This is a genomic window from Streptomyces hokutonensis (assembly GCF_000376565.1).
Taxonomy (GTDB): Bacteria; Actinomycetota; Actinomycetes; order Streptomycetales; family Streptomycetaceae; genus Streptomyces; species Streptomyces hokutonensis.
Genome location: NZ_BARG01000032.1, coordinates 1 through 18112, shown reverse-complemented (window position 1 = coordinate 18112; position 18112 = coordinate 1). Strand labels below are relative to the sequence as shown.

The window sequence follows — 18112 nt, the reverse complement described above, 5'->3', positions numbered from 1 at the left end:
TCCCATGCAGTGGACGCCCGACCGCAACGCGGGCTTCTCCTCCTGCGATCCGGGGCGTCTCTTCCTGCCGACGATCATGGACCCCGTCTACGGCTATCAAGTCACCAACGTCGAGGCGTCGATGTCGTCGCCCTCCTCGCTGCTCCACTGGACCCGCCGCATGATCGAGATCCGCAAGCAGAACCCGGCGTTCGGCCTCGGCTCGTACACGGAGCTCCAGTCGACGAACCCGGCGGTGATCGCGTTCCTGCGCGAGTACGAGGACGATCTCGTGCTCTGTGTGCACAACTTCTCGCGGTTCGCGCAGCCGACCATGCTGGATCTGCGGGAGTTCGACGGCCGGCATCCCGTGGAGCTGATCGGCGGAGTGCGCTTCCCCGCGATCGGTGAACTGCCGTATCTGCTGACGCTCGCGGGGCACGGCTTCTACTGGTTCCGGCTCTCACGAGCCGCTCCCCGCAACGGCCGACGACTTTGAGGATGTGCCCGCGAAAGGACGCGTCACCATGCCGAAGACCGCACCCCTCCGACAGGGCGGCCCCGCCGTCGACCGGCCGCCGGCCACGCTCGCCGGGCTGCTGCGCGAATGGCTGCCCGGGCAGCGCTGGTTCGCCGGCAAGGACCGGCCCGTGGCCGACCTCGATGTGCTGTCCACCACGGAGCTGTTCCCGGGCTGTCTGCATCTGCTGGTGCACGCGTCCCACACGGGAGTTCCCGCGCCGGGCGGCACTCCCCCGCCCGGCGACTGCTACCAACTCCTGCTCGGCGTAAGGGAACATGTCTCGCCGCGCCTCGCCCGGGCCTTCATCGGCCGGGTGGAGGAAGGTCCGCTGGCCGGGCTCGCGGTGTACGACGCCCTGCAGGACCCGCGGTCGGCGGAACTGCTGTTGGAGCGCCTGCGGCACCCCGGTACGGCGGGACCCCTGCGCTTCGAGGCGGACCCGTCGATGTCGGTATCCGCAGGTCTCGCACCCCGGCTGCTGGACGCCGAGCAGTCCAACTCCTCGCTGGTGTACGGCGATCGGTTCATCCTGAAGGTGTTCCGACGCATCCAGCCCGGTATCAACCCCGACCTGGAGCTGCCGGGGGCGCTGGCGGCGCAGGGCTGCACCCGCGTTCCGGCGCCGGTGGCGTGGTTCCGGACGGCGGAGCCGTGGGCCGCGACGCTCGGCGTGCTCCAGCCGTTCCTGCCGGACGCCTCCGACGGCTGGGCGCTGGCGCTGCGAGCGCTCGCCACCGGTGACGAATTCACCACTGAGGCATTTGAGTTGGGGCAGGCCACCGCGGACATCCATCTCGCGCTGGCCTCGGCCTTCCCGTCCGGTGGCCGGCATCTCGCCGACAACGACCGTACGGCGGACGCGATGGGTGAACGGCTGGAGGCCGCCGCACACTCCGTTCCCGCGCTGCGACCGTTCGTGCCGGGGCTGCGGACCGCGTTCGGCGCGCTGGTGGGCCGTGACGCCGGACCGCCCGCCCAACGCATCCACGGCGATCTGCATCTCGGGCAGGTGCTGCGGGCCGGCCGCGACTGGTTCGTCATCGACTTCGAGGGCGAGCCGTCCAAGCCGCTGGCCGAGCGGCGCAGCGCGCAGTCCCCGGTGCGGGACATCGCCGGGATGCTGCGTTCCTTCGACTACGCGGCCAGGCAGCGCCGTCCCTGGCGCCCCGAGTGGGCGCGCCGCTGCCGCGAGGCCTATTGTGCGGGCTACGCGGCCCGGGCCGGCTGGGACCCCCGCACCAAGCACGCACTACTGCGCGCCTACGAGACGGATCGCGCGGTCTACGAAGTGCTGTACGAGGCCAGACACCGCCCGGACTGGCTTCCCGTACCCATGGCGGCGATCGAGCGACTCGCCGTCCGAGGAGGCTGAACTCCGTGGCCCTGCGCGACACTTCACCTTCGGAGGCGGGCGGTCCCGCCGTGTCCCTCCCCCTGGCCCCGGCCGACCGCGAGCGCCTGCTGTCGGGCGCCCACCACGACCCGCACGCGCTGCTCGGCGCACGTCCGGTCGCGGGCGGGATCGCCTTCCGGGCGCTACGGCCGTACGCCCGTGCCGTGAGTGTCGTGATCGACGGCATGCGCAACCCGCTCGCCTCGGAAGGGGGCGGCCTCTTCTCCGGCGTACTGCCGCTCGACGCGATCCCGGCGTACACACTGCTGGTGTCGTACGCGGAGGGCGACGAGCACGAGGTGCACGATCCGTACCGCTTCCTGCCCGCGCTCGGGGATCTCGATCTGCACCTGATCAGGGAGGGGCGCCACGAGGAGCTGTGGAAGGCGCTCGGCGCGGAGCCGATGACCCACGAGGGAGTCACCGGCACCCGCTTCTCCGTGTGGGCGCCGAACGCCCAAGGGGTGCGTGTCGCCGGGGACTTCAGCTCCTGGGACGGGACGGCGTTCCCGATGCGGTCGCTCGGTTCGTCGGGTGTGTGGGAGCTGTTTCTGCCGGGAGTGGGCGAGGGCGCCCGCTACAAGTTTGAGATCACCTCCCGGCACGGCGACCGCTTCCTCAAGGCGGACCCGATGGCCCGCCGCACGGAGGTGCCGCCCGCCACGGCGTCCATCGTGACGGCCTCGCACCACGAGTGGGACGACGCGGAGTGGCTCGCCCGCCGGGCGGAAACACCGGTCCACGAAGCGCCGTTGTCCGTGTACGAGGTGCATCTCGCTTCCTGGCGGCCCGGCCTGACGTACCGTCAGCTGGCTGTCGAACTCCCCACGTATGTCAACGGCCTGGGCTTCACCCACGTCGAGTTCATGCCGGTGACCGAGCATCCCTTCGGTGGCTCCTGGGGCTACCAGGTCACCGGCTTCTACGCCCCGACCGCGCGCCTCGGCACCCCCGACGACTTCAAGTTCCTGGTCGACGCCCTGCACCAGGCCGGCATCGGCGTGATCATGGACTGGGTCCCGGCGCACTTCCCCAAGGACGACTGGGCGTTGGCCCGGTTCGACGGGGAGCCGCTGTACGAGCCCGGGGACGCGCGGCGGGCGGAGCATCCGGACTGGGGGACGTACGAGTTCGACCTCGGGCGGACCGAGGTGCGCAACTTCCTTGTGGCGAACGCCGTCTACTGGTGTCAGGAGTTCCACATCGACGGCCTGCGCGTGGACGCGGTCGCCTCCATGCTCTACCTCGACTACTCGCGCGACTCGGGTCAGTGGACCCCGAACGTCCATGGCGGGCGCGACGACCTGGACGCCGTCGCCTTCCTCCAGGAGATGAACGCGACCGTGTACCGCAGGGTGCCGGGCGTCGTGACCATCGCCGAGGAGTCCACCGCCTGGGACGGCGTGACCCGCCCCACCGACACCGGCGGACTCGGCTTCGGGCTGAAGTGGAACATGGGCTGGATGCACGACTCGCTGGGCTACATGGCGCACGAGCCGGTCCACCGCAAGTTCCATCACCACGAGATGACCTTCTCGATGGTGTACGCGTACAGCGAGAACTATGTCCTCCCGATCTCCCACGACGAAGTCGTCCACGGGAAGCGGGCGTTGGTGTCGAAGATGCCGGGCGACTGGTGGCAGCAGCGCGCCGACCACCGGGCGTATCTGGGGTTCATGTGGGCCCACCCCGGCAAGCAACTCCTCTTCATGGGCCAGGAGTTCGCCCAGGGCGCCGAGTGGTCCGAATCCCACGGCCCCGACTGGTGGCTCCTCGATCCGGCCTACGACGCAGCGCCCGACCACCGGGGCGTCCAGAATCTCGTGCGCGATCTCAACACCGTCTACCGCCGTACGCCCGCTCTCTGGCAGCTGGACACCCAACCCTCCGGATTCCGCTGGGTGTTGGGCGACGCGGCCGAGGACAACGTCTTCGCGTTCCTGAGGTTCGACGCCGAGGGCGCGCCGCTTCTCGCCGTCAGCAACTTCTCCCCCGTCGTCCGCCACGACTACCGGCTCGGCGTCCCGGACGACATCCCGGCCTGGCGCGAGACGCTCAACACCGACTCCGCCGCGTACGGCGGCAGCGATGTCACCAACCCCGATCCGGTCAAGCCGGAGGACGGTCACATCCGGCTCGCCCTCCCGCCCCTGGCGACGGTGTGGCTGACACCGGGGTGACATCCTGCTCGCATGCCGACGCCGATACATCCTGACATCACCCGAATAGCAGGCCTGCACCTGGAGTTGCGGGACGTCACGCAGGAAGTGCGGGGCGCGGGGCGGGTGTTGGACGAGGTGTCGTTCGAGGTCGGGGCCGGGCAGCTCACGGTGATCGCGGGCAGCAGCGGCGCGGGCAAGACAGTGCTGCTGGGGACCCTCGCGGGACTCCACAGCCCGACCACCGGGACCGTACTGCACGACGGTGCCCAACCCGGTCCGCCCGGCACGGAGTTCGGGTATGTGCCGCAGGAGGACGTGATCCACCGCGAGCTGCCGTTGCGGCGCACGCTGGAGTACGCGGGGCGGTTGCGGATGCCGGGCGGGTCGGTGCCGGCGCGGGTGACGGAGGTCCTCGACGTCCTCGGGCTGTCCGGGCGTGCCGATACGCCCGTGCGGGCGCTGAGCGGCGGGGAGCGCAAACGGGCCTGTATCGCGGCCGAGTTGCTGACCCGGCCGCGGGTGCTCTTCCTCGACGAACCCACCTCCGGGCTCGATCCGGTCACCGGGGCAGCCCTGTTGGCCACCCTGCGAAGCCTGGCCGAGGCCGGCACCACCGTCGTGCTCACCACCCACGTCCTCGCCGATCTGCCGCGCTGCGACCGGGTCGTGTTCCTGTCGCCGGGCGGGGCTGTCGCGTTCGTGGGACCGCCGGACACGCTGCTCGGAGCGTTCGGCGCGGAGACGGCGGAAGACGTGTATGCGGCGGTCGCGGAAGGGAAGCGCGCCGAACGGGCGGCCCCCGCAGCGCTTCCCGACCACCGACCGGTGCCCACCGCACACCGTCCGCCGCGCGTCGGCGCCGTACGCCAATGGGCGTTGCTGACCCGTCGTACGACGGCCCTGTTGGTGCACAACCGGCTGTCGGTGGCCGTGTTCGTGGGGTCGCCGGTGATGATCGTGGCGATGTTCGCGGTGCTGTTCCGGGCGGGGGCGTTCGATGCGGCGGCGCCCGATCCGGGGTCCACGGCGATGATCATGTTCTGGATCGCGTTCGGGGCGTTCTTCTTCGGGCTGACGTACGGACTGCTGCAGATCTGCCCGGAGTTGGCCGTGCTGCGCCGGGAGTGGCTGGCCGGGGTGCGGATCGGGCCGTACGTGGCCTCGAAGTTGACCACCGTCCTGCCTGTACTGGCGGCGGCGGACGCGCTGTTGCTGGCGGTGCTGCGCGCGCTGGACCGGTTGCCGGCTGCGGGCTGGGACACGTACGGCTCGCTGTTCCTGACCAGTGTGCTGGCCTCGGCCGCCGCGCTCGCCCTCGGGCTGCTCACCTCGGCCGCGGTCACGGAGCCGGCCCAGGCGACCCTGATGCTGCCTCTGCTCTGCTTCCCCCAGGTGCTGTTCTCGGGCGCCTTCGTACCGGTGCCCCGGATGGCACCGGCTGGTCAGGCGATCAGCTGGGCGATGACCAACCGCTGGGCGTTCGAGGCACTGGGCGGCGCCATCGGCCTCAACGGCCTGTGGCGCGACGGCAGTTCACCGGCGGGGCCGCCGCTGCTGCGGTCGTACGGCGACTCGTTCGCGCATCCGGCCGGACGCGGCTGGCTGATCCTGGCGGGGTTCGCGGCGCTGTTCCTGGCGGCGACCTGGGCGGTGCTGGTGCGCAGGTGCCGTCAGGGGGTGCCGGCGGCCCGCGCCGGACGGTGAGCTGATCCGACGCTCGACCGCACTGCCGGCTCGACCGCACTGCCGGCCCGGCGGCCCGGCGGCTCGGCAAGCTACCGGTCCGTCGTCCCGCTCTGCCTCCCAGCCATCACGCCGTCCCCTCGGTCAGCACCCCGCCCGGTCCGCGAGGCCGGCCGTCGTCGGTACGCGGTCGCGGTAGGTGTCCGCGACGAACTCCAGAAAGGTTTCGACGTCCCTGGGCTGCGAGGAGACGCCCACCGAGACCCGTACGGCGCCGGCGGACGGCAGGCCCAGCAGGTCGAGGTAGTCCTCCAGTGAGCGCATCGGTGTGCGGGCCGCCGAGCGCAGGCTGCGCAAGGGGAGGGCGAAGGCGGCCTCGCCGGCGCCCGGGTTGCAGAAGCAGCCGAAGCGGAGCGATATGCGGCGCTCGGCGCTGTCCTGGGCGACGACGCGTTCGTCGATCACCCGGCCGTCCGCGCCCAGGAGGTTGAGGGCGACGGTGCCGCCGCGTGCGGGGCCGCTGTCGGTGGGGCCGTAGACCCGCGCCATCGGGGAGCCGTCGCTGTGCCGTAACTTCGCGATTCCCGTGAGGAGTTGGCCGGTGAGCCGGGCGACGTGGTCGTGCACGCGGTCCATGCCGATGGCGTCGATCCACTCCAGGCCGGCCGTGATGTCCGGTATGGAGAGGAAGTTGACGGTGCCGTCCTCGAAGGCCGCCTCGCCGTCCGCGAGGACGTGCCACTGTGCCTGGGCGCTCGCGGCGTAGATGGTGCCGCCGGAGAACCAGGGCCTGCGCAGCCGGGCGAGGGCCTCGCGGCGGACGATCAGACTGCCTATGCCGGTGGGGTAGCCGAACACCTTGTACCAGCTGACGACGGTGAAGTCCGGGTGGAAGCGGGACAGGTCGAGGGGGTTGGCGGGGACGAAGGCGGCGGCGTCGAGCAGGACGTCGTAGCCGTGTTCCCGCGCGGTGGCGATCCAGTCCAGGGAGTGCCGTACGCCGGTGAAGTTGCTCTGTGCGGGATAGGCGAGGAGTCCGCGCCGGCGGCTGCGGGCCGTGAGCGCGGTGTGCAGCCGGTCCTCGTCGACGGCCAGGTCCTGGCCGTGGACCGGGACGTACTCGGTCCTGGCACCGGCGGCGCGGGCGTACTCCCTGAGGCCGTTCACCGAGTTGTGGTTGTCGAGGAGCATCACGAGCCGGCTGCCCGGTGCGAACGGGTAGGACTCGCCGACCAGGCGCAGCGCGGCCGTCGCGTTGGCGGTGAACACCACGGTGTATTCGGCCGGGTCGGCGGTGAAGTGCCGCAGTACCGCCGCGCGGGCCTCGGCCAGCAGGTCGCCGGAGGCGCGTGCGGCGGGGCTCTCCGAGTGCGGGTTGCCGAAGACGCCCCCGGTGATCCGCGCGGCGCTGGCCCGGACCAGTGAGCTGGGGGCGAGTCCCGCGCCCGTGCAGTCGAGATAGGTGTGCCCCTCGGCGTCCAGATAGCCGAAGTCCTGTGCTCTCAACTCGTCGAGATCCACCGTGGTCACGTCCTCGTACACCCCGCTTTGTCAGGTCGGTTCCACTCAACCAGCAAACTCCGCAAGGGCACTTCCCTGTTCCCCTCACCAATCGCTCACACCTGGGCTACATTCGAGCACCGTCGATAACAGCAATGATCGGCAGAGTCACGCCCCGTACAACCCAGGAGCAGCGCATGCGCGACTTCGCCGTCGCTCCACCCCCCACCTCCGCCCTGTCCACCCTGACCGGCGGCCTCGCCGACAGCCTCTTCGAGACCGCGGCCGTCCATCCCACCCTTCCGCTGGTCGCGCGCCGGCCCGACCCCTCCTCCCCCGCGTGGCAAGAGGTGACCGCGGTCGAGCTGCGGGACGAAGTCGTCGACGTGGCCAAGGGGTTGATCGCCTCCGGTATCTCGCCGGGGAGCCGGGTCGCGATCATGGCCCGCACCCGTTACGAGTGGACGGTGCTCAGCCACGCCCTGTGGGCCGTCGGCGCCGAGGTGGTGCCGGTCCATCCGACGTCCTCGCGCGAGCAGGTCGAGTGGATCCTGCGGGACGCCAACTGCGTGGCCGTGGTGGTGGAGGACGAGCAGGGCATCATGACGGTCGGCACGGTGTGTGCCGCGCTGCCGCTGCTGCGGCACGTCTGGCAGCTGGACTCCGGGGCGCTGCCCCAACTCGTGGAGCGGGGCACGTACATCCCGCAGACCACGGTGGACTCGCTGCGCCGGATCGTCATGCCGGACTCGACCGCGGTCGTCGCCTACACCTCGGGCACCTCGGGCCGCCCGATGGGCTGCGCGCTGAGCCATCGCAGCCTGGCCAGCCCCTGCGACACGCTGCTCTCGGGCTGGCCGAACACGGCGGCGCCCGCGGGGGATCAGCCGGCCGTGCTGGCCTTCCTGCCCTTCTCGCATGTGTACGGCCTGATGATCCAGGGCCTGTGTACGCGCGGTGGCTGGCTGATGGCCCACGAGCCGGAGATGACCGAGGCCGCGCTGGTGTCGGGGCTGCGTTCCTTCCGGCCCACCTATCTGTACGCCGTGCCGTCGGTGTTCGAGAAGATCTACAAGAACATGTTGCGGACGGCCCAACAGCTGGGCCGCGGCGCGCTGTTCGAGCGGGCCTCGGCGACCGCGCGGGAGTTCGCGGCGGCCGAGGAGCGGCTGAGACTCGGCCGGGGCTCGGGCCCCGGACTCGATCTGCGGCTGCAGCACGCGGTGTTCGAGCGGACGGTGTACCGCAAGCTGCGCGCGGGCCTGGGCGGCCGGGTGGTCGGCGGCACGTCGGGCGGCTCTCCCCTGAACCGTGAACTGTCCTTGTTCTACGCGGGCATCGGCATCATGGTGCACGACGGCTACGGGCTCACGGAGACCGCCGGCGGGATCACCATGCAGCCTGCGGGCCGGGAGAAGATCGGCACCGTCGGGCAGGCGCTGCCGGGCACCGAGATCCGGGTCGCGGAGGACGGCGAGATCCTGGTGCACGGTCCGTCGCTGTTCCAGGGCTACATCAACGACGAGCGGGCGACCCGGGCGACCATGCACGCGGGCTGGCTGGCGACCGGGGACATCGGGCGGCTGGACACCGAGGGGTATCTGACGATCACCGGCCGCAAGAAGGACATCATCATCACCAGCAGCGGCAAGAGCGTCGCGCCGGCCGCCCTGGAGAACCGGCTGCGCATGCATCCCCTGATCCATCAGGCGGTGGTCGTCGGCGACGACCGTCCCTGTGTGGGGGCGCTGCTGACCCTGGACCCCGAGTTCGTGGCCCACTGGCAGGCCGGTCTCGCGATGCAGAGCGACGCGCGGGGCCGGGAGGCGCGCGAGGAGAACGCGCTGCGGGAGGAGATCACGCGGGCCGTGGCAGCCGCCAACAGCCCGGTGGGGCGCGCCGAGTCGATCCGGGTGTTCCGGGTGCTGCCACAGCCGTTCGACGTCGCGGGCGGGCTGCTGACGCCGTCGATGAAGCTGCGCAGGGACGCGATCGTGCGCAAATACGCGTTCGAGATCGACGCGATGTACCAGGCACGCGCGCGTGCCCCGCGACTGCCGACGGTGGACGAGCAGGTCACGGGGTGGGAGGACGCGGACAACGTGTTCCGGTGAGGTCACCGGAACACGGGGGCGCTCCGCGCGGTGGGCCCGTGCCCGGCCCCGCCGGACAGTCTCCAGGTCACCGACCTGCGGTCACTCCGGGCGGTGGGCGACGACCGCGAACATCGTCACGGACATGTGCAGCGCGCCCTGTTCGGCGGCCTCGGTGAGGTCGGCGTAGGCGCGGTCGCGCTGGGCCTCGGTGAGGGCGCCGCGACGCACGGCGGACTCGCCGAGCATGCGGATCAGCGGCCAGACGACCGACCGGTGGTCCTGGAGCAGCGCCTGCGAGCCGCGGTCGTCGACGACGAAGCCGGCCGCGCTGAGCTGGCCGACGAGCCGGCGTCCCGCGTAGGGGTTGGCCGCGCCGGTGAGGGCGCCCGAGGTGAGCGCGGCCATGATCTCCGGGTCGCCGGGATGCAGGATCGTGGTCGCCCAGTCGGTGTCGAGGAGGGCCACGCGTCCGCCGGGGCGCAGCGCACGGGCCATCTCGGCGACGGCCTTGTCCGGTTCGGCGAGGTGCTGGAGGACCCGTTCGCACCAGACGACGTCCACGGAGGCGTCCGGCACGGGCAGGGACAGCGCGTCGCCGTCCGTGAAGCGGGCCGCGTTGCCGGCCTCGGCGGCACGTTCCTGGGCGATCGTCCGCAGCCCGGGGTTGGGCTCGACACCGAGCGCCGACCCCGTCGAGCCCACCGCCGCCGCGAGTTCACGGGTCGTCGAGCCGGTGCCGGACCCGATGTCGAGGGCGCGCTCGCCGTCGCGCGGGGCGAGTGCCTCGTGCGCCCAGGCCCGCAGGCGTCGTACGCCGGGATTGGCTTCCTGTATGTCGAGCGCTGCCACCAGCCGCGGCACGCCGCCGGGGTCGATGTTCTGGGTGCGGAAGCCGGACCCCGGCTCGGGCTGAGTGTGCGACATGGCGTGCACTCTACGGTCCGAAGCGGTCGGCCAAGAGCGGGCCGGGACCGGTTCACGTACGCCATTTGTTCACGCGCCCGGGGCGTACGCCGGGCGTCGGCGGGGCATGCTGGTGCCCACGCGTTCGTCTGCCTGCCGCGCTCAGCTGGCGGAACGGCTCCCGGCACGGTGGGATCGATGTTGGTGTGCGAAGCAGCGATCCAGGGGCAGGCGGACGACGTCGAGGCAGACCGCCTGGAGCCGCAGAAGGGATGAACACCGTGACACGACCGAGGATCCTGGTGGTTGGCGCAGGCTTCGCAGGAGTTGAGTGCGTTCGCCGCCTGGAACGGAAACTGAACACCGACGAGGCGGACGTCACGCTCGTGACGCCGTTCTCGTACCAGCTCTATCTTCCCCTGCTGCCGCAGGTCGCCTCCGGCGTCCTGACCCCGCAGTCGATCGCCGTCTCGCTGCGCCGCAGCAGCAAGTACCGCACCCGGATCATCCCGGGCGGTGCCATCGGTGTGGACATCAAGGCCAAGGTCTGTGTGATCCGCACGATCAACGACGAGATCGTCAACGAGCCCTACGACTACATCGTGCTCTCCCCCGGCAGCATCACCCGCACCTTCGACATCCCCGGGCTGACGGATCACGCCTTCGGGATGAAGACGCTCGCCGAGGCCGCCTACATCCGCGACCACGTGATCACGCAGCTTGACCTCGCGGACGCGAGCGACGACCCGGTGGAGAAGGCCTCGCGGCTGCAGTTCGTGGTGGTCGGCGGCGGGTACGCCGGCACCGAGACGGCCGCCTGTCTGCAGAAGCTGACGCACGCCGCGGTCAAGCGCTATCCCCGGATCGACCCGGGCCTGATCAAGTGGCACCTCATCGACATCGCGCCGAAGCTGATGCCCGAGCTGGGCGACAAGCTCGGCAAGAGCGCGCAGGAGATCCTGACCAGGCGCGGTATCGACATCTCCCTGGGTGTCTCCATCGCAAAGGCCGGGCCGGAGGAGGTCACCTTCACCGACGGGCGCGTGGTGCCGACCCGGACCCTGATCTGGACGGCCGGTGTGGTCGCCAGCCCGCTGATCGCCACGCTCGGTGCGGAAACGATTCGGGGGCGGCTCGCGGTCACCGCCGACATGAACCTCCCCGGGCACGACGGGGTGTTCGCGCTCGGCGACTCCGGCGCGGTTCCGGACGAGGCCAAGGGCGGGGACGGCGCGATCTGCCCGCCGACCGCGCAGCACGCGATGCGCCAGGGCAAGGTGGTCGCCGACAACGTGATCGCGACCCTGCGCAACCAGCCGCTGAAGCCGTACGTCCACAAGGACCTCGGGCTCGTCGTGGACCTCGGCGGCAAGGACGCGGTGTCCAAGCCGCTCGGCATCGAGCTGCGCGGTCTGCCGGCCCAGGTCGTGGCCCGCGGCTACCACTGGTCGGCGCTGCGCACCAACGTCGCCAAGGTCCGCGTCGCCACGAACTGGACGCTCAACGCGCTGGCCGGCGACGACTTCGTGCGCACCGGCTTCCAGGCCCGCAAACCGGCCACGCTGAAGGACTTCGAGTACACCGACTCGTATCTGTCGCCGGAGCAGGTGCGGGACCAGGTCGAAGGGGCCGGGACCAAGGAGCCGTAGCATCGGTGGTACGGATCTTGAAGTGAACCCGGGGAGAGTACGGCGGCGTGAGGGCAGCGGGACGGGCGGCGTGGGCACGGGTGTGGGATCGCGTCGCGGCGTCCGATCCCGGACTGCTGCGGCTGACGGCCGGACTGCGGACGGTGGCCTCGATCGCGCTCACGCTGGCCGTGCTCTCCCTGCTGCACGCCTCGGTGCCGCATCTGGTGGCCGGAGCGATGTCGGCGATGGTCTCCACGTTCGCGATCCGCGAGAAGCAGCGCGCGGGGCAGGCGGTGACGCTCGCGCTCGGTCTGCCGGTGGCACTGGCCTCGGTGTCGCTGAGCGCGCTGCTGAACTCGCGGGTGGTCGCCGGTGACGTCTTCTTCGTCCTGCTGATCTTCGGCGCGGTCTACAGCCGCCGCTTCGGCGACCGCGGCACCGCGCTCGGCCTGATCGGCTTCCAGATCTACTTCCTGTCCCTGTTCATCGGCGCGACCGTCTCCGCGCTGCCCCGGCTGTACGGCGTGATCGGCGTGGCCTTCGTGTGCAGCGCGCTGGTGCGGTTCGCGCTGGTGCCGGAGACGCCCACGGGGACGCTCGATCGACTGCGGCGGGCGTTCCGGGCGCGGTTCGCCCAACTGGTCACCGCGCAGCTCGCGTTGCTCGACGCCGGCCCCGACGACATGGAGAAGGCGCTCGACGACGTACGGGAGGGGACCGCGCGGCTGCACGAGACGGCGCTGCTGATCCAGGGCCGGCTGGAGGACGGGACCTCCGACGAGGCGGTGGCACGGCTGGTGCAGCGCCGTATCGCCGACGCGGAGATCGCCGCCGAGCGGCTGGGGCTCCTGCTGCTGACCGCGCGCAGCGCCGAGCGGGGTCACACGCTGACCCTGCATCTGCCGGGCGCGCCCGTACCGTCGGCCGACCGGCTGCCGGTGCGGGACGGGACGACCGACACGCTGCGCCACGAGCTGGAGGCGCTGCGCCTGCTGGTCCTGCGGCCCGTGGGCGCGGACTCGGGCACCGGGCTGGCCCATGTCCGCAACCGGCTGCTGGGGTATCGCGAGGAGGAGAACCTGCCGGACGCGTCGGACGCCGTGCAGGACGTGTTCCGGGGCATCGGTGAGGCCGCGCGTGCGGTGCTGGGGCTGCGGATCGCCGTGGACGGGCCGCAGGACGAGTCGGAGGACACACCGGCGACGACCCGTTCGCGCGAGGAGCTGGACGCGGAGGACGTCGCCATCGGGGGCAGCGAGGAGGCCGAGGACGCGGAGCGGACGGGGCTGCGGCGGCCGACGACACGCGCCGCCGTGCAGGTGGCCGTGGGGTCGTCGCTGGCGATCATCGGCGGCGAGTTCCTGTCCAGCCAGCGCTGGTACTGGGCGGTGCTGACCTGCTGGATCGTGTTCCTCAACACCTCGTCCACGGGCGAGATCCTCGTCAAGGGCTACCGGCGGCTGCTCGGCACGGTCCTCGGCGTGGTGGCCGGCATCGGGCTCGCGGGCCTGGTCGGGCACCACACATGGACGGCGTTCGCGCTGGTCCTGCTGTTCATCTTCGCGATGTTCTACACGGCACCGCTGTCGTACACCCTGATGTCTTTCTTCGTCACCGCGATGCTGGGCCTGCTCTACACGCTGCTGCACACCTACAGCGCTTCGGTGCTGGTGCTGCGGATCGAGGAGACGGCGCTCGGCGCGGCCTGCGGGGTGGTCGCGGCGGCGCTGGTGCTGCCGGTGCACACGGACCGCCGTACGAACGAACTGCTCGGGACCGTGCTGGCGCGGCTCACTGATGTCACCGAGGCCGCCGTCGACCAGCTCAGCGGCGGGGCACCGGCCGAACTCCTCGACAAGGCAAGGGACTTGGACCAGGCGCTGGCCGACCTGAGCGCCTCCACACAACCGTTGACGCATCCGATCACGCCGTTGCGGGCGCGCCGGGACACCGCCCGGTTCGTCGTCGCGCTCCTTGAGACCTGTGCCTATCACGCGCGGTATCTGGCGGCGACCGCCGAGCTGCTGCCGACGCATCCGTCGATCGCGGCCGATCCCCGGCTGCGGGATGCGGGGCACCGGATCGTGCACAACATCGGGGTCATCGGCGCCCATGTCGCCGACGGGGACGCGATCGGCGAGATCGAGACCGGGCCGAGCATCGCGTCCCTGCTGCGGCCCGGCACCCCCGGGACCCCGCGCTACGGCCGGGTCACCGACCGTGTGCTGCGGCATCTGCAACGCCTCGACGAGGCCGTGGTCGGTCTGGCCCGGCCGCTCGGTGTGCCGATTCCGGCGCCGTCGAAGTGAAGTCCGCGCGCCTGGGGTAGACGTCTGGCATGACTGATGTCGTGGACTCGGGTGAATTGTTGCGGCGCATCCAGCGGGCCCGGGCCTTCGCCGCCCAGGAGGCGCACGCGTGGTCGGAGCAGGGCGACCCCGTACGGGAGGTGGCCTACGAGGCCGTTCTGCGGGTGCTGGACGAGATCGTGGCGCCCGGCCGGCACGCCGCGAAGTGAAACCGGTCACGCGACCGGTTCAGCTGGGTACGAAATGCCCGCTGATGGTTTACGGTTCATTCATACGTGGTCACGGAGTCGACCGTACCGTCCTCCGCCGCCACCGCTTAACGGCCCTGGCTGGTCTCCCCCGTCCAGCCAGGGCTTTTTCATGCCCCGATTCCGTCCCCCGAGGTGCCCGGGACGTCGACAGCGGCTGAAATGGGCGTAGGGAGAATTCCGGAACCGCTGCCGGCGAGGAGCCCCGAGCCATGACCAAAGCGATAAAACTGCTGACCGCCCTGCCCCAGGCCCAGCGCGAACGGCTGATGGAGCTCGCGCAGGAGGTGTCGTTCGCCGAGGACTCCAGAATCTTCGAGGCGGGCGGCACGGCCGACCGGTTCTGGGTGATCCGCTCCGGCGCGGTCTCGCTCGACCAGCGGGTGACACCCCAGCAGCGGGTCACCGTGGGCAGTCTCGGGGCGGGCGACCTGCTCGGCTGGTCGTGGCTGTTCCCGCCGTACCAGTGGGACTTCGGCGCGGAGGCGTTCAGTGCCGTGCGGGCCTACGAGTTCGACGCGGCGGCCGTGCTCGCCCTGTGCGTGGAGGATCCGCTGCTCGGGCTCTCCCTGGTGCGGATCGTCGCGGAGATCCTGGCGCACCGGCTGGAGCTGACCCGGGGCAAGCTGATGGAGCACTACACGCTCCACGGGCACGCCTGAGCGCGGCCTCAGATGCGGTAGCGGCGCAGCGCCGGGACCGCGAAGGCGAGGGTCAGCATGATGACCACGACCAGGATGCCGCCGCCGGCGACCGCCGTACGGGGGCCGAAGGCCGAGCCCGCCGTGCCGTGCAGGACGTCGGCGAGGCGGGGGCCGCCCGCGACGACGACGGTGAAGACGCCCTGCATACGGCCGCGCATCTCGTCGGTGGCGGCGGACAGCAGGATCGCCCCGCGGAACACCATGGAGACCATGTCGGCGACCCCGGCGGCGGCCAGGAACGCCACGCCGATCCACAGGTTGCTGCTCAGTCCGAACCCGGTGATGGCCGCGCCCCAGGCGACGACCGCGCCGATCACCATCCAGCCGTGCCGCCGCGCCCGGGAGAACGTGCCGGAGAACAGCCCGCCGACCACCGCCCCGATCGGGATCGCCGCGAACAGCATGCCGAGCGCGAGTCCCTCGCCGTAGGGCGCGTAGGTCTGGGCGGCGAGCTGGGGGAACAGGGCGCGGGGCATGCCGAAGACCATCGCGATGATGTCGGCGAGGAAGGACAGCAGCAGCACCTTGTGCAGCGAGATGTAGCGGAAGCCGGCGACGACCTCGCGCCAGCCCGCGCGGCGCGGTGTCGCGGATTCCTGGGGCGGCAGCGCGGGCAGCCGGACGACCGCCCAGAGCGTGACGCAGAGGGCCAGCGCGTCGATGAGATACAGCTCGGGCAGGCCGATGACCGGGATGAGGGCGCCCGCGAGGAGCGGTCCGACGACCTGGCCGGTCTGCATCACGGTCGAGCCCAGCGCGTTGGCGGCGGCCAGCTGCTCGGCGGGGACCAGACGGGCGATGGAGGCGTTGCGGGCGGGCGCGTTGAGGCCCCAGAAGGCCTGCTGCATCGCGAGCAGCAGCATCAGCGCGGCCACTGATTCGAGGCCGGTGACGGCCTGGAGCCAGAACAGGACCGAGGTGACGGCTATCCCGCTGTTGGTGATCAGCAGCAGCTTGCGGCGGTCCATGCTGTCGGCGAGCGAGCCGCCCCACAGCGCGAACACGATGAGCGGCAGCAATCCGGCCATGCTGGCGGCGCCGACCCAGGCGGAGGAGCCGGTGATGTCGTAGATCTGCTTGGGTACGGCGACGGCGGTGAGCTGGCTGCCGACGGCCGTGACGATCGTCGAGGACCACAGGCGGCGGTAGGCGGGGATGCGCAGCGGGCGGGTGTCCATCGCCCAGCGGCGCCAGCCGCGCCGGGGGCCGGTCGCCGGTTCCGTGTCCTTCGCGGCCTCGGGTTCGGTGCCGCTGTCGGTGCTCTCGCTGGTGTCCACTGGCTTCCTGGTTGCTCGTTACATCTTTCGACCAGGGTTCACTATCGCAGCACCGGCTGTGGCCGCCGAATCCGCGATCTCACGTTCCGGCGACGAGAGTTGCGCCGAGGCCGATCATCGTGGCGGCGACCAGGCCGTCCAGGACCCGCCAGGCCGAGGGCTTGGCGAGGAACCGGCTGAGCAGCCGGGCGCCGAAGCCGAGCGCGGTGAACCAGCACACGCTGGCGCACACCGCGCCGAGTCCGAAGGTCCAGCGCAGCGGGCCGCGGTCGGCGGCGATCGAGCCGAGCAGGAAGACGGTGTCGAGGTAGACGTGCGGGTTGAGCCAGGTCATCGCCAGGCAGGTGAGGACGGCCCGGCGGCGCGAGACGGTGGCCCCGCCCTCGGCGCGCAGGGCGGCGGGCCGGAATATCCGGCGGGCGGCGAGGACGCCGTAGACGAGCAGGAAGGCGCCGCCTATCAGGCCGACCGCCTTGAGCGCGCCCGGCCAGGCGACCACGACCGCGCCGATCCCGCCGACGCCGAGTGCGATGAGGAGGGCGTCGGACAGGGCGCAGATGCCGACGACGGCGAGGACGGCTTCGCGGCGGATGCCCTGGCGCAGGACGAAGGCGTTCTGGGCGCCGATGGCGACGATGAGCGAGAGGCCGGTGCCGAAGCCCGCGGCCGCCGCTGAGAGTGCGTTGGTCACGCCCTCGACGCTAAGGACGCCGGCATCAGGAGTACAGCTAAAGATTCTTACGTATCATTAGCGCTCGTGATGGTTTCGGAGCTGCCTCTCGACCAGGTGCGGACGCTGCTCGCGGTGGTCGACGAGGGCACGTTCGACGCGGCGGCCACCGCTCTGCATGTGACGCCCTCGGCGGTCAGCCAGCGGGTGAAGGCCCTGGAGCAGCGCACGGGCCGGGTCCTGCTGCTGCGCACCAAGCCGGTGCGGACCACCGAGTCCGGTGAGGTGGTCGTGCGCTTCGCCCGCCAGCTGGCCCGCCTGGAGCGGGACGCGCGCGCCGAGCTGGGGATGAGCGGGGCCGGGGAGCCGACCCGGGTGTCGATCGCGGTCAACGCGGACTCGCTCGCCACCTGGTTTCTCGGCGCCCTCACCCGCGTTCCGCGCGATGTGCCGGTCTGTTTCGAGCTCCGCCGCGAGGACGAGGACCATACGGCGGCCCTGCTGCGCGAGGGCCTGGTCATGGCGGCGGTGACCTCGTCACCGGACGCGGTGCCGGGCTGCTCGGTGCGGACGCTGGGGCGGATGCGTTATCTCCCGGTGGCGAGCCCGGAGTTCAGGGAGACATGGCTCGCCGGTCCGTTGCGGGACACGCTGGCCGAAGCGCCGGTGGTGACCTTCGACCGGCGGGACGACTTCCAGGACACCTTCGTACGGCGGCTGCGGCGCGGGCAGGGCGGGGCGAGCGCGGTGCGGCATCTTGTGCCGACCTCGGAGGGGTTCGTGGCCGCTGTCGCCGCCGGGCTGGGGTGGGGCATGGTCCCGGAGATGCAGGCCGAATCGCTGCTGCGTGCGGGCGAGTTGGTGAACCTCGCGCCCTCGCGGGCGGTCGATGTACCGCTGTACTGGCAGCAGTGGAAGCTGGATTCGCCGACGTTGGCCGCGGTGTCCGCAGCGGTGGCGGCCACGGCAGTGGATGCGTTGCGTCAATAGAACACGTTGGGTCGTCGGTCGGCTGCTGCGCCGCCGTGGCTGGT

Annotated in this window: 14 protein-coding genes; 10 read left to right on the top strand and 4 right to left on the bottom strand. The window is 71.4% G+C overall.

The features are described 5' to 3' along the window. The 4 genes from SSP08S_RS55520 to SSP08S_RS19235 all read left to right on the top strand — a co-directional run. Window positions 1-478: alpha-glucosidase C-terminal domain-containing protein (locus SSP08S_RS55520; protein WP_078532460.1), on the top strand; the 478-nt coding region annotated here is incomplete at its 5' end. A gap of 28 nt (window positions 479-506) precedes the next feature. Beyond that, window positions 507-1874, top strand: a complete 1368-nt coding sequence (locus SSP08S_RS19245; RefSeq protein ID WP_019069249.1) for a maltokinase N-terminal cap-like domain-containing protein — start codon at window positions 507-509, stop codon at window positions 1872-1874. 5 nt (window positions 1875-1879) lie between these two features. Then, a complete protein-coding gene (glgB, locus tag SSP08S_RS19240) occupies window positions 1880-4075 on the top strand; it encodes a 1,4-alpha-glucan branching enzyme (RefSeq protein WP_019069248.1) in 2196 nt (731 codons plus the stop codon). A 12-nt stretch (window positions 4076-4087) separates the two neighbouring features. After that, window positions 4088-5761 (top strand): ATP-binding cassette domain-containing protein, encoded by a 1674-nt coding sequence (locus SSP08S_RS19235; protein ID WP_051105933.1) that lies wholly within the window; start codon window positions 4088-4090, stop codon window positions 5759-5761. A 123-nt stretch (window positions 5762-5884) separates the two neighbouring features. Here the strand turns inward: SSP08S_RS19235 and SSP08S_RS19230 are convergent, their stop codons facing one another. Then, entirely contained in the window at window positions 5885-7270 is a 1386-nt protein-coding gene (locus tag SSP08S_RS19230) for an aminotransferase class V-fold PLP-dependent enzyme (RefSeq protein WP_245607911.1), read from the bottom strand. Window positions 7271-7437: 167 nt separating this feature from the next. On the opposite strand from SSP08S_RS19230, the gene SSP08S_RS19225 reads away from it, so the two are divergent. Then, a complete protein-coding gene (locus tag SSP08S_RS19225; protein WP_019069245.1) occupies window positions 7438-9354 on the top strand; it encodes an AMP-dependent synthetase/ligase in 1917 nt (638 codons plus the stop codon). An 81-nt stretch (window positions 9355-9435) separates the two neighbouring features. On the opposite strand, the gene SSP08S_RS19220 is transcribed toward SSP08S_RS19225, so the two are convergent. After that, a complete protein-coding gene (locus SSP08S_RS19220; RefSeq protein ID WP_019069244.1) occupies window positions 9436-10260 on the bottom strand; it encodes a methyltransferase domain-containing protein in 825 nt (274 codons plus the stop codon). Window positions 10261-10511: 251 nt separating this feature from the next. Here SSP08S_RS19220 and SSP08S_RS19215 point away from each other — a divergent pair, with 251 nt between their 5' ends. The 4 genes from SSP08S_RS19215 (at window position 10512) to SSP08S_RS19200 (ending at window position 15089) form a co-directional block, all read left to right on the top strand. Continuing rightward, window positions 10512-11888, top strand: a complete 1377-nt coding sequence (locus SSP08S_RS19215; protein ID WP_019069243.1) for an NAD(P)/FAD-dependent oxidoreductase — start codon at window positions 10512-10514, stop codon at window positions 11886-11888. A 47-nt stretch (window positions 11889-11935) separates the two neighbouring features. Then, window positions 11936-14179: an FUSC family protein gene (locus tag SSP08S_RS19210; protein ID WP_174479399.1), complete on the top strand. Its 2244-nt coding sequence runs from the start codon at window positions 11936-11938 to the stop codon at window positions 14177-14179. Window positions 14180-14208: 29 nt separating this feature from the next. Further along, window positions 14209-14388 carry a hypothetical protein gene (locus tag SSP08S_RS19205; RefSeq protein ID WP_019069241.1) on the top strand — a complete coding sequence of 60 codons (180 nt, stop codon included), beginning with the start codon at window positions 14209-14211 and terminating at the stop codon, window positions 14386-14388. 251 nt (window positions 14389-14639) lie between these two features. Beyond that, window positions 14640-15089, top strand: coding sequence for a cyclic nucleotide-binding domain-containing protein (locus tag SSP08S_RS19200; protein ID WP_019069240.1), 450 nt, complete (start codon window positions 14640-14642; stop codon window positions 15087-15089). A gap of 8 nt (window positions 15090-15097) precedes the next feature. On the opposite strand, the gene SSP08S_RS19195 is transcribed toward SSP08S_RS19200, so the two are convergent. Next, entirely contained in the window at window positions 15098-16408 is a 1311-nt protein-coding gene (locus SSP08S_RS19195; RefSeq protein WP_019069239.1) for an MFS transporter, read from the bottom strand. Between the two features lie 79 nt (window positions 16409-16487). Further along, window positions 16488-17099 (bottom strand): LysE/ArgO family amino acid transporter, encoded by a 612-nt coding sequence (locus SSP08S_RS19190; RefSeq protein ID WP_019069238.1) that lies wholly within the window; start codon window positions 17097-17099, stop codon window positions 16488-16490. A 69-nt stretch (window positions 17100-17168) separates the two neighbouring features. Between SSP08S_RS19190 and SSP08S_RS19185 the strand changes: the two genes are divergently transcribed. Further along, window positions 17169-18068 carry a LysR family transcriptional regulator ArgP gene (locus tag SSP08S_RS19185; protein WP_026178637.1) on the top strand — a complete coding sequence of 300 codons (900 nt, stop codon included), beginning with the start codon at window positions 17169-17171 and terminating at the stop codon, window positions 18066-18068. Window positions 18069-18112 lie beyond the last annotated feature (44 nt).

What these genes read in the sequence shown, in the direction of transcription:
- SSP08S_RS19245 (WP_019069249.1), top strand. Translation starts at nt 507, where the DNA reads ATGCCGAAGACCGCACCCCTCCGACAGGGCGGCCCCGCCGTCGACCGG.
- SSP08S_RS19235 (WP_051105933.1), top strand. Translation starts at nt 4,088, where the DNA reads ATGCCGACGCCGATACATCCTGACATCACCCGAATAGCAGGCCTGCAC.
- SSP08S_RS19225 (WP_019069245.1), top strand. Translation starts at nt 7,438, where the DNA reads ATGCGCGACTTCGCCGTCGCTCCACCCCCCACCTCCGCCCTGTCCACC.
- SSP08S_RS19220 (WP_019069244.1), bottom strand. Translation starts at nt 10,260, where the DNA reads ATGTCGCACACTCAGCCCGAGCCGGGGTCCGGCTTCCGCACCCAGAAC.
- SSP08S_RS19215 (WP_019069243.1), top strand. Translation starts at nt 10,512, where the DNA reads ATGAACACCGTGACACGACCGAGGATCCTGGTGGTTGGCGCAGGCTTC.
- SSP08S_RS19205 (WP_019069241.1), top strand. Translation starts at nt 14,209, where the DNA reads ATGACTGATGTCGTGGACTCGGGTGAATTGTTGCGGCGCATCCAGCGG.
- SSP08S_RS19200 (WP_019069240.1), top strand. Translation starts at nt 14,640, where the DNA reads ATGACCAAAGCGATAAAACTGCTGACCGCCCTGCCCCAGGCCCAGCGC.
- SSP08S_RS19185 (WP_026178637.1), top strand. Translation starts at nt 17,169, where the DNA reads ATGGTTTCGGAGCTGCCTCTCGACCAGGTGCGGACGCTGCTCGCGGTG.